Genomic DNA, 11,393 nt, shown 5'->3' on the forward strand with positions numbered 1-11,393 from the left:
ATGAAAATTCCAACTGTTATCCATGAGCAAAATTCAGTGGCTGGTGTGACCAATAAGTTTTTGGCTCGTAAGGCGACTAAGATTGCCTTGGGCTTTGCCGCTGCCGAAAGCCAATTTCCAGCCGGCAAGACTGTTTTGATTGGTAATCCCCGCGGTCAAGAAGTGGCCGAATTGAATTCTGATTTCTCATGGCAAGAATATGGCCTAGCCGATGACAAGAAAACCTTGCTGATTTTTGGTGGTTCTCAGGGAGCTCCGGCAATTAATTTGGCAACCTTGGAAGCAATTGAAGAATTTAATAAGCGCACGTATCAAGTGGTCTTGGTTGCTGGACCAAAACGAATTGAAAACTTTGAACGCCTCTTGCAGGAACGGGGCTTAACATTGGGCGACCATATTAAGGTCTTGCCTTATATCGAAAACATGCCAGCCGTCATGAAAAAGGCCGATGTCTTGGTTTCTCGTGCAGGGGCAACATCGATTGCTGAATTAACGGCTTTGGGCTTACCAGCAATTTTGATTCCATCACCGTTTGTGACTGGCGACCACCAAACCAAGAATGCTAGTTCTTTAGTTGAAGTTGGCGCAGCCCTTTCAATTAAAGAGCCTGACCTCAATGGTGCCAGCCTGGTTAAGGCTGCTGACGCCTTGCTACTCCATGATGACCAGGCAGCTGCCATGAAGAAACAAGCGGCGGCGGCTGGTGCTACTGACGCCGGTGATCGGTTCTATGATTTAGTTAAATCAGTTATTAAATAAAAAATTACAGGAGAAGCTTTTGCAAGATGTTGGCCAAACAATTCTAATCAAAACCAGGCGGAGTGGCTTCTTGCTGTCCATGGTTTTCTTGGCACTGGTGGCGATCATTCTTGTGATTTGGCAACCTTGGCAAAAAATCACGGCGGTTAATGTTGATGCTGGAAACATTACCACAGAAAGTATCGAGCACGATTCCGGGATTAAAACTGGGATTTACCGTTACCAAATTTTCTTTCAAGAGTCTTTTCTGCAACAAAAGTTAAAACATAACAACGGTAAAATATCAGAAGTTAAAATTAAGTTATCTGGATCAACGGTTAACATCGAAGCTGCCGAGAAAATCAACGCTGGATTCATTCAAAACAACAAGGTCTGGTACCAGTTAGATTCGGCAGGGAATCAGAGTAGGGTTGGCCAACCAGATGGTCAAGGACCAGTTTATACTGGTTTTAAACAAAATACTCAAATTAAAAGAACGGCGAGGGCGATTTCGGCCCTAGACCGACCAATTCGCCAAAGCATCGGGGAGATTATTTTTTCTCCTGATACCAGTAATAGCAGTCGGTTAATTTTGATGATGAAAGATGGCAATACGGTCTATGCTAGTCAAGGTTCTTTAGCAGATAAGATGCGGTATTACTCTGGAATTGCTAGTCAGATGTCAGATCCTGGTGTCGTCGATTTGCAGTTTGGGTCATTTTCATACCCATATAAGTAGGAAAAATGAAAAACTTAGCCGTAAATTGGCTTGAAACCCTACCAGAGTGGGGTAGAATATGATAAGATTACCTTTAGATTTAGGTTTAAAAATATTTAATTAAAAAGGGGAAATTTGCATGACCCAAGATGGCGTGATAGTTGGATTAGACATAGGGACAACCATGGTAAAAGTGGTTGTCGCCCAAAGTGAAAATGGTCGTTTCAATGTCATTGCTACGGGAAGCGCCCCTGGTGCTGGTTTACGTCGTGGTGTGATTATTGACATCAATCAAACGGCCCAAGCAATTCGACAGGCTATTTCACAAGCTTCTTCGAAAGCAAATATTGAAATTAACGAAGTCGTGGTGGGCTTGCCGGCCAACCACGTTGACATACAAAAAGCTTCAGGTTTGGTTTCTATCGAAAACCAAAACAAGCAAATTACCAACCAAGATGTTGTTAATGTTACCCAACAGGCCTTGGATACCTTGGCTTTGCAGGAACAAACAGCTGTTGAATTTTTACCCAACCAATTCATCGTTGATGGCTTTGATGGCATTAAAGACCCGACTGACATGATTGGTGTTCGACTTGAAGTTCAAGGCTTAGTTTACTTGGCACCAAGCAAGGTTGTTGACTCAATTAAGACAGCCGTTGCTAAGGCCGGTTTAACAACAAAGTCATTGATTTTAGCACCGATTGCGTTAGCACCGGCTTTCTTAAACGATGCGGAACAAGATTTTGGTGCAGTCTTAATTGACTTGGCTGGTGGACAGTCAACTGCTTCTGTCGTTCATGATCATAAAGTTAAGTACATGACAGTTGACTATGAAGGTGGCATTCAAGTTACCAAGGATATTTCAACAGTTCTTAGCATTAGTGTTGCGGACGCTGAATCAATTAAGAAAAAGTATGGATCTGCGGACCCATTCCAAGCATCTGCTCAGCAGCAATTTTACGTCAATGCAGTTGGTTTAACTGAAAAAAAACCAGTTGATGAACAGTATTTGGCTGAAATTATGGCAGCCCGGTATGATCAAATTTTTGATCGACTTGGCCAGCAGTTAACGGCAATTGGGGCTGATGAATTACCTGGTGGTGTCCTCATTACCGGTGGAAACGCCGCAACGCCAGGATTATTAGCCAAGGCACAAGAGCACTTTGGGGCCAACGTTCAAGTTGCCCAACCAACACAGATTGGTTTGCGCCATCCTAGTTTTGCTCGTGCTCTCGCGTATGCTTCTTATCAAGCATTCCAAGGCGATTTATCTTTGCAAATTAAGGCGGTCTTGATGGGCGAACAGCTCAGTGAGGAACCAAGTCAAAACGCTAGCACTTATCACCAAGTTGACCAGGGTGAAGCAGATATGATTGAAGCTGAAGGTGACGACGGCGTCTACGCTGATAAAAGTCAACCTAAGGCTGGATTGTTTTCAAGAACGAAGACGATGCTAACATCATTGTTTGCTGAAACGGATGACAACGAATAAAACATTCCTAAAGGAGTAACTTTCATGGATTTTACAATCGACGAAACGCAGGAGAAAACCGGCGCAATCATCAAGGTTATTGGTGTTGGTGGTGGTGGTTCTAACGCGGTCAATCACATGATTGACGAAGGCATCCAAGGGGTGGACTTTATTGTTGCCAATACGGATGTCCAAGCCTTAGACAAATCAAGAGCACATCAGAAAGTTCAAATTGGACCAAAACTGACCGGTGGGTTGGGTGCTGGTTCAAATCCCGAACGTGGGGCTAAGGCCGCTGAAGAATCTGAAGAAGAAATTCGCGAAGCTTTGACCGGAGCAGACATGATTGTCGTGACTGCTGGAATGGGTGGTGGAACCGGAAACGGTGCTGCACCGATTGTGGCCAAAATTGCCAAGGACATGGGTGCTTTGACTGTTGCTGTGGTCACCCGACCATTTTCATGGGAAGGTCCAAAGCGATCAAAGTACGCTGTTGAAGGGCTTCAAGCCTTGTCAGAATCAGTTGACTCTTTGATTGTTATTACCAACGAGAAATTGAAGGATCGAATTGATATCCGAACACCATTGTCAGAAGCCTTTAAGATTGTTGATGACGTGGTTTCACAAGGAGTGCGCGGAATTTCTGAATTGATTACAAGCCCTGGGTTTATTAATTTGGATTTTGCTGACGTTAAAACGGTTATGCAAGATGCTGGGCCAGCCTTGATGGGTGTCGGTGTGGCTAATGGTGAATCGCGGGCTAGTGATGCAACCAAGGCAGCCATCTCATCGCCACTTTTGGAAGTGGATATGTCTGGAGCCGAAGATGTCTTGCTTAACATCACTGGTGGTCCTGATATGTCTTTGTATGAGGCTCAGACAGCAGCAGACGTCATTAACCAAGAAGCCGGTCGCGATGTTAACGTTATTTTTGGAACATCAATTGATGACACTCTTGGCGATGCCATTCGAATTACGGTAATTGCAACTGGTCTGCAAACGGGCGGAATTCAAACTGCCCATCGTCCTTCTCAATCAAGTAATCAAACGGTTGAAGAGAACACACAAAATAGTTTATTTGCACGAACTGACCAAGACCCAACTGAAGGTCCGGCAGCAGGCAAAGATGATCCCTTTAAAAACTGGGATATTACGACCTCAAAGCGCCCTAATAACCAGGCGGGTCAATTTGATGGTGTTCAAAAGACTGCATTTGAACCTGTTGAGCCAACAAGTCAAGCAATTGATTTAGATTTATCAACAGAGGATGATGATCAACCACCATTCTTTAAAAAACGATAGGAGGATTGAGCGATGGCATTTGAAGGATTTAAACGTCTCTTTTCAGGCGACGATGAATACTATGAAGAAGACAGTTACGAAGAATCAACACCAGAGCCAGCTCCTAAAAAGCAAGCTCCAAAAAAGCCAATGACAGCCTTTAAAAAGGCCGGTCAAGAGGCCGATGAGTTGACAACGCGAATTGCTTTGTTTGAGCCAAAAGTCTATGCTGATTCACGGGCAATCGCGAGTCAGGTGATTGAGGGCGACGCTGTGATTGTTAATTTTTCACAGTTAGACGAAGAACAGGCCATGCGCATCCTTGACTACATCGGTGGAGCTGTTTATGCCGTTTCCGGTTCAATGGAACGGGTTGGCGAAAAGATTTTCTTGTTAACACCAGCTAACTATTCAGTTTCTGGTTCAATGAGCGAAAACCTGGATAACCAGAGTCGGTATTAAAAATGATTCCACTATTATTAATTGTTATTGTTGCATGGCTGCTTAAAATTTATTCTTATGCACTAATTGTCTATGTCTTGATGTCATGGTTTCCAGGTTCATATAACACTTGGTTTGGCCGTGAACTAGGCAAGATTATTCGACCTTACTTGTCGTTATTTTCGTTTATCAAACCAATTGGGGTCTTGGACTTAAGTCCACTAGTTGCAGTGTTAGTGCTTGAGTTTGCTCAATATGCATTAGCATGGCTGGTTTAAAATGGCTGAGTTGAACCAAATTGCTCAACACTTCCATGATGATGAACGGCCCTTTATTAAACAAGTTGAAGACTGGCTTGATCAGGCTGACTTGGATTATCGGCTTGTTTTGACTCACTTTTTAAATCCACGCCAGCAATATATTGTGCAAACCTTGGTCAATCAAAGGCCAAATTTGCAAATGCTTGCCAGTGGGATTTTTGAAGAGGCTGAGGCCCAACGGATTGTGATTGCCCCTGATTTTTTCGAAGTTAGCGAAAACGATTTTGAGCTAACCTTGTTAGAGTTAAAGGTGCCCACAAAGTTTGTTGAGCTGCGTCATAAAGATGTCTTAGGTGCTTTAGTTCATTCTGGGATTGAACGGTCCGGCTTTGGTGACATCGTTGTTGATGATCAGCAGGGACAGGTTCAAGTTGCGATTGAGACTTCATTAGTACCCTTTGTTCAACAAGAAATTGAACGAATTGGTAAAATGAAAACCAATTGGCAATCCCAGTCTTTTGACCAAGCACTTGTAAAGAGCGATGATGGTCAAGAAACTTTCCTGTTGGTCGCTTCATTGCGCCTTGATGCGGTCCTAGCGGCCGCATTTAACCTGTCACGGTCAAAAGTCCAAGATATCATTGACAGTGGGCAGGTTCAGGTTAATTGGGCAGTTTGTCAACGTTTCGACCAACAAATATTGGTTAAAGATGTGATTTCGATGAGAAGGTTTGGAAGAATTTCCCTAGAAAGCTTGTCAGGACAGAGTAAAAGGGATAAAATCAAAGCAGTTTTTAATATTATTCATCGTTGAGATGAATTGGGGAGGCTAGGGAGATAAAATGGCATTAACACCAGATGAGATTTTAAACCACGAATTTACCCGTAAAGGCTCACGCGCCTATGTTGCTCGTGAAGTTGATTCATTTTTAGATGATGTTAATAATGACTATCGGAATTTGTTGACTGAATTTGATCAGTTACAACAAAAAAACCGGCAACAAAAGAATCGGATTGAAGAATTAGAAGGGCAACGCGAACAGGTTAACGAATCAATTATGTTTGCGCAAAGTGCTGCTTCACGACTTCGGTCTGAAACCGAAGCAGAGGTTAAAGCTCAACTAAGTCATGCTCAAGACCAAGCTCGACAAATTGTCGACGATGCCCGTCGTAAGGCGGAAGCTGAATCAGCTCGCTTGGCTCAAGAAAACGTTGATTTGATTAATGAACAAAACCGGTTGCGTCAAAAAGTTGATAACTTCCGTCAATCATTTATTTCAATCATTGATCAACAAAAGACTTTGCTGGAACAAGAACAGCTATCACAAGCGGTTGAGAAGTTGCCAATGTCAGAACTTTCAGATGAGGTTTTGGCTGACACAATTTCTTGGCCAGATGCTGAGACGATTGGAGCAACACCCGTGACACCAACGCCTGAATTGGCACCGGTGGCCGATGTTGCTGAAGAACAGCCTTTGCCAACTGACTTGAAAGAAGTTCCTAACTTTGCGAAGGGACCAATTGAGAGTAAGGAAGAGGCACCAGTCGACCCCACAGTTGTTGTCTTTCCAGACAATGAACAAGAAAATAAGTAATTTAGATTAAGGCGTAAGCCAGTCTGCAAAGTTGATAGTGTTAGCGAGCCATGTCCGGTGAAAGATGGTCATTCCCTCAACTTTGTTTGCATCCCTTACCCTTTCTCGAACTGAACTAAAGTAAGTTCGAGCGGCGATGGCCCGTTATCACCATGTTAGAGCGTCAACACTTGCGTTGACGAAATGATGGGTGGTACCACGTGAAAACGTCCTATTTGTTCCAATTTTGGAGCAGATAGGACGTTTTTCGTTTTCTAGAAAGGAAATCTTACATGAAATATAAAGACACTTTGAACTTAGGTAAGACAGCATTCCCAATGCGTGGCTCATTGCCAAAGACAGAACCAGAACGCCAACAAACTTGGTACGACGCCGATGTTTACAACCAACGTTTGGCTCAAAATGAACAAAAGCCTCACTTTAATTTGCATGATGGCCCTCCCTACGCCAATGGAAACATTCACTTGGGTCACGCCTTAAACAAGATTACCAAGGATATTATTGTTCGCTATAAGAACATGAATGGTTTCTATGCCCCTTACGTTCCTGGTTGGGATACGCACGGTTTGCCAATCGAACAACAATTGACAAAGGCTGGTCACGACCGTAAGTCAATGCCAAAGCACGAGTGGCGTGACTTGGCTAAGGATTTTGCCTTGGAACAAGTTGAAAAGCAAAAGGCCGATTTTAAGCGTTTGGGAATCATGGCCGACTGGGATCACCCATACATCACTTTGCAACCTGAATTCGAAGCCGCTCAAATTCGCGTCTTTGGAAAGATGGCCGAAAAGGGTTACATCTTCCAAGGTGCTAAGCCGGTTTACTGGTCATGGTCATCAGAATCAGCCTTGGCCGAAGCCGAAATCGAATACCACGACATCAAGTCAACTTCACTTTACTACGCTAACCAAGTCAAGGACGGCCGTGGCTTGTTGGACAACGATACTTACATGGTTGTCTGGACAACGACACCATTTACGGTTACTGCTTCACGTGGAATCACGCTTGGCCCTGACTTCGAATACGTTGTCGTTAAGCCAGCTGGTCAAGACAAGAAGTACGTTGTTGCTAAGGAATTGTTGGAAACAGTTGCTCCTAAGTTTGGTTGGGAAGACTATGAAGTTCTCCAATCATTTAAGGGTCAAGACCTTGACCGCGTGACAACTTACCACCCTTGGGATGAAAACGCCGAAGAAATGGTCATGAATGCCGACCACGTTACCTTGGATTCAGGAACTGGTTTGGTTCACACGGCTCCTGGTTTTGGGGAAGACGATTACAATGTTTCTAAGCAATATGGCTTGGAAGTGGTTGTGACTGTTGATGAAAAGGGAAACATGACTAAGAATGCCGGTCCTGAATTTGAAGGCCGCTTCTATGATGATGTTACCGGTACAGTGATTACAAAGTTGCAAGATGCTGGGGTCTTCTTGGCCAAGGAAAGCATCACGCACTCATACCCATTTGACTGGCGAACAAAGAAGCCAATTATCTGGCGCGCCGTGCCACAATGGTTTGCTTCAATTGATGATTTCCGTCAAGACATTTTGGACCAAATCGACAATGTGAACTTCTACCCAGCTTGGGGTCAAAAGCGTTTGCACAACATGATTGCCGGCCGTGGCGACTGGGTTATCTCACGTCAACGTGTTTGGGGAGTGCCATTGCCAATCTTCTACGCGGAAGATGGTACAGCTATCTTAGACGCAGCCATCGTGGAACATGTAGCACATTTGGTTGAACAATTTGGTTCAAACGTTTGGTTCGAACGCGAAGCCAAGGACTTGTTGCCTGAAGGCTACACCAACGAACATTCACCAAATGGTAAGTTCAAGAAGGAAGAAGACATCATGGATGTCTGGTTCGATTCTGGTTCATCATGGAGTGGCGTTATGCAACAACGACCACAGCTTGATTTCCCAGCCGACTTGTACTTGGAAGGTTCTGACCAATACCGTGGTTGGTTTAACTCATCATTGATCACTTCAATGGCCGTAACCGGTAAGGCGCCTTATAAGAACTTGCTTTCTCAAGGATTTACCTTGGATGGTAAGGGTAACAAGATGTCGAAGTCATTGGGAAATACAATTTCTCCAGCCGAAGTGGGGAACAAGTTCGGAGTGGAAATCTTGCGTTTGTGGACTGTTTCAGTTGACACATCACAGGATATGCCTGTTTCAGATGATATCTTGAAGCAAGTTGCTGATTCATACCGGAAGATTCGTAACACGATGCGGTTCTTGTTGGCCAACACCTCTGACTTCGACTATGCCACTGACAAGGTTGACTTTGCCGACCGCGCAGCCCATGACCAATATGCAACAGTTTTGTTGAACAACTTGGTCAAGGACTTGAAGGATTGCTACGACAACTACCGCTTGAATGAAATTTACCAACGTTTGATCAACTTCATCAATGTTGATTTGTCAGCCTTCTACTTGGACGTTGCTAAGGATGTTGTCTATGTGGAAGCCCCAGATTCACACTTGCGTCGTTCAATGCAGACTGTCTTCTATGAAGTTTTGTCAGCTTTGACAAAGTTGATGTTGCCAGTTTTGCCACACACGGCTGAAGAAATCTGGTCATATATGCCACACACAGACACTAAGTTTGCTTACTTGCAAGACATGCCTGAAGTAGCCGACTTGGGTGACACGGCTGACTTGTTGACTAAGTGGGACGTGGTCTTTGACCTCCGTTCAGCCGCTAACAAGGCCTTGGAAGCAGCTCGTTCAACTAACTTGATTGGTAAGAACGCTGAAGCAGCCATGACTTTGTACTTGACTGCTGACCAACAAGCTGTCTTGACAGCCCTTGATTTGGACTTCCGTTTGGTCATGATGGTTTCTCAACTTGAAGTTAAGGACGCCGACCAAGCTGGGGCAGACATGCCAAGCTTTGACGGTGTGACTGTCTTGGTTGAAAAGGCCCGTGGTGGTTTGTCTCCACGTGACCGTCGTTACCACGAAGACTTAGGTGCCGATTCAGACTTCCCTGAATTGTCAAAGGCGGAAGCTGACTTGGTTCGTAAGTACTATCCAGCTGCTGTGGCAGAAGGTTTTGAAGACTAAAATCTTTCCTAACCGATGGGGATTAAATTTAAATAAAAACGATGTCAAGTAAAAGCACTTGACATCGTTTTTGTTATTTGGCATAATAGACAAGTAAAGAAATACGGAGGAATCATACTATGGCAGTTAAAATTCGTTTGAAGCGCATGGGTGCTAAGAAGCGTCCTTTCTATCGCGTGGTTATCGCAGATTCACGTTCACCTCGTGATGGACGTTTTATTGAAACAGTTGGTACTTACAACCCAATCGCAGTTCCAGCAGAAGTAAAGTTGGACGAAGCTAAGATCTTGGCTTGGTTGGAAAACGGTGCACAACCATCAGATACAGCCCGTAACTTGTTGTCAAAGGCAGGAATCATGGCTAAGTATGCTGAACAAAAGGCTAACGGTTCTGCTGACAAGTCAGCAAAGCCTGCTAAGAAGGCTGCTGCAAAGCCAGCCGCAGCTGCTGCTTCAGCAACTGAAAAGCCAACGGCTAAGAACAAGGTTGCCGAAATCAAGGCATACTTGGACGCCCAAGGTGTTAAGTACGCCGCTTCAGCTAAGAAGGCTGACTTGTTGGACTTAGTTTAAGACCAAACGTGCTTTAATGTTTAAAACTACCAAAGTAGATTTGGTAGTTTTTTTCTTTGCTTAGCCCGACAAGGGCCAACCTTTGCTATAATAGGTATTATGGAAACTGAAAAATATTATAAAATTGGAACAATTGTCAATACCCACGGAATTCGTGGTGAATTGAAAATTAAAGCCATTACAGATTTTGCGGAAGACCGCTTTGCCAAGGGCCAGGTGATTTACCGGCTTGACAATGGTCAATACCGCAAGGAAACAATCGCCAAGGCGCGAATTCATAAAGGAATGTGGCTCTTAACCTTTGTTGGTGTTGATAACATCAACCAGGTTGAGATTTTTAAGGGTCAAGATGTCTTTGTTGATGAGGCCGATCGGGATGAATTACCCGAGGGTGAATATTACTATAACGAGATTATTGGGGCGACTGTTGTTGATTTGACAGACCGGACCATTGGGACCATCAAGGATATCATGGAGACTGGTGCCAACGACGTTTGGATTATTAAGCGTCCGAGTGGTAAAGATGTTTTGATTCCAGTGATTGATGATGTCATTAAAGAAGTCGATGTTGACGAACAAGTTGTCCGTATTGACTTGTTGGAAGGGTTAATTGACGATGAAGATTGATGTTTTGAGTCTTTTTCCGGATATGTTTGCACCAATGCGCCAATCGATTATCGGTAAGGCGATTGACCGGGGCGACTTGGATTTTGCCGTTACGGATTTCCGGGACTATACCACCAACAAGCACAATAACGTCGATGATTACCCCTTTGGTGGTGGAGCAGGAATGCTTTTGACCCCTCAGCCCATCTTTGATGCCTTGGAAGCCGTTAAAGAGGCCAGTCCTGACCAGAGTGCCGGGCACGTTATCTTATTAGACCCAGCCGGAAAAAAGTTTGACCACCAGGATGCTAAGCGTTTAGCATCTTATGACCATTTAACTTTTATTGCTGGTCACTATGAGGGCTATGACGAACGAATTAAGACCTTAGTGGATGAAGAGTTCTCATTGGGGGACTATGTCCTGACCGGTGGGGAATTGGCTTCAATGGTCATGATTGATGCAACAGTGCGCTTTATTCCTAATGTTTTAGGAAATGCTCAATCGGCTGCTGGGGATACCTTCTCTGACGACCTCTTGGAATACCCACAATACACTCGTCCAGCCGATTTTCGGGGCATGGTGGTACCAGAAGTACTAACATCCGGAAACCACGGTAAGATTGCCGAGTGGCGGGTAAAA

At 44.3% G+C, this 11,393-nt stretch carries 12 protein-coding genes; all 12 read left to right on the forward strand.

What is annotated here, in order from left to right:
* Nucleotides 1-759 (forward strand): UDP-N-acetylglucosamine--N-acetylmuramyl-(pentapeptide) pyrophosphoryl-undecaprenol N-acetylglucosamine transferase (locus AOQ29_RS05120; RefSeq protein WP_061993441.1); only part of this gene is annotated, 759 nt, incomplete at its 5' end.
* Nucleotides 760-778: 19 nt separating this feature from the next.
* Nucleotides 779-1,477, forward strand: coding sequence for a cell division protein FtsQ/DivIB (locus AOQ29_RS05125; RefSeq protein WP_061993442.1), 699 nt, complete (start codon nt 779-781; stop codon nt 1,475-1,477).
* A 118-nt stretch (nt 1,478-1,595) separates the two neighbouring features.
* Nucleotides 1,596-2,948 carry a cell division protein FtsA gene (gene ftsA, locus AOQ29_RS05130; protein ID WP_061993443.1) on the forward strand — a complete coding sequence of 451 codons (1,353 nt, stop codon included), beginning with the start codon at nt 1,596-1,598 and terminating at the stop codon, nt 2,946-2,948.
* Nucleotides 2,949-2,972: 24 nt separating this feature from the next.
* A complete protein-coding gene (gene ftsZ / locus AOQ29_RS05135; protein ID WP_061993444.1) occupies nt 2,973-4,229 on the forward strand; it encodes a cell division protein FtsZ in 1,257 nt (418 codons plus the stop codon).
* Between the two features lie 12 nt (nt 4,230-4,241).
* Nucleotides 4,242-4,670 (forward strand): cell division protein SepF, encoded by a 429-nt coding sequence (locus AOQ29_RS05140; protein WP_061993445.1) that lies wholly within the window; start codon nt 4,242-4,244, stop codon nt 4,668-4,670.
* A gap of 2 nt (nt 4,671-4,672) precedes the next feature.
* Complete coding sequence (locus AOQ29_RS05145; RefSeq protein WP_061993446.1) at nt 4,673-4,927, forward strand: YggT family protein; 255 nt, start codon at nt 4,673-4,675, stop codon at nt 4,925-4,927.
* A 1-nt stretch (nt 4,928) separates the two neighbouring features.
* Nucleotides 4,929-5,723, forward strand: a complete 795-nt coding sequence (locus AOQ29_RS05150) for a YlmH family RNA-binding protein (RefSeq protein ID WP_061993447.1) — start codon at nt 4,929-4,931, stop codon at nt 5,721-5,723.
* A 28-nt stretch (nt 5,724-5,751) separates the two neighbouring features.
* A complete protein-coding gene (locus tag AOQ29_RS05155; protein ID WP_061993448.1) occupies nt 5,752-6,504 on the forward strand; it encodes a DivIVA domain-containing protein in 753 nt (250 codons plus the stop codon).
* A 272-nt stretch (nt 6,505-6,776) separates the two neighbouring features.
* Nucleotides 6,777-9,575, forward strand: a complete 2,799-nt coding sequence (gene ileS, locus AOQ29_RS05160; RefSeq protein ID WP_061993449.1) for an isoleucine--tRNA ligase — start codon at nt 6,777-6,779, stop codon at nt 9,573-9,575.
* A 119-nt stretch (nt 9,576-9,694) separates the two neighbouring features.
* Nucleotides 9,695-10,147, forward strand: a complete 453-nt coding sequence (rpsP, locus tag AOQ29_RS05165; protein WP_061993450.1) for a 30S ribosomal protein S16 — start codon at nt 9,695-9,697, stop codon at nt 10,145-10,147.
* A 96-nt stretch (nt 10,148-10,243) separates the two neighbouring features.
* Nucleotides 10,244-10,774: a ribosome maturation factor RimM gene (rimM, locus tag AOQ29_RS05170; protein WP_114674995.1), complete on the forward strand. Its 531-nt coding sequence runs from the start codon at nt 10,244-10,246 to the stop codon at nt 10,772-10,774.
* The coding region (trmD, locus tag AOQ29_RS05175) for a tRNA (guanosine(37)-N1)-methyltransferase TrmD (protein ID WP_061993452.1) at nt 10,764-11,393 on the forward strand (630 nt) is incomplete at its 3' end. The genes rimM and trmD, both read left to right, overlap by 11 nt.

The sequence above is a fragment of the Fructobacillus ficulneus genome (genome assembly GCF_001047075.2).
Taxonomy (GTDB): domain Bacteria; phylum Bacillota; class Bacilli; order Lactobacillales; family Lactobacillaceae; genus Fructobacillus; species Fructobacillus ficulneus.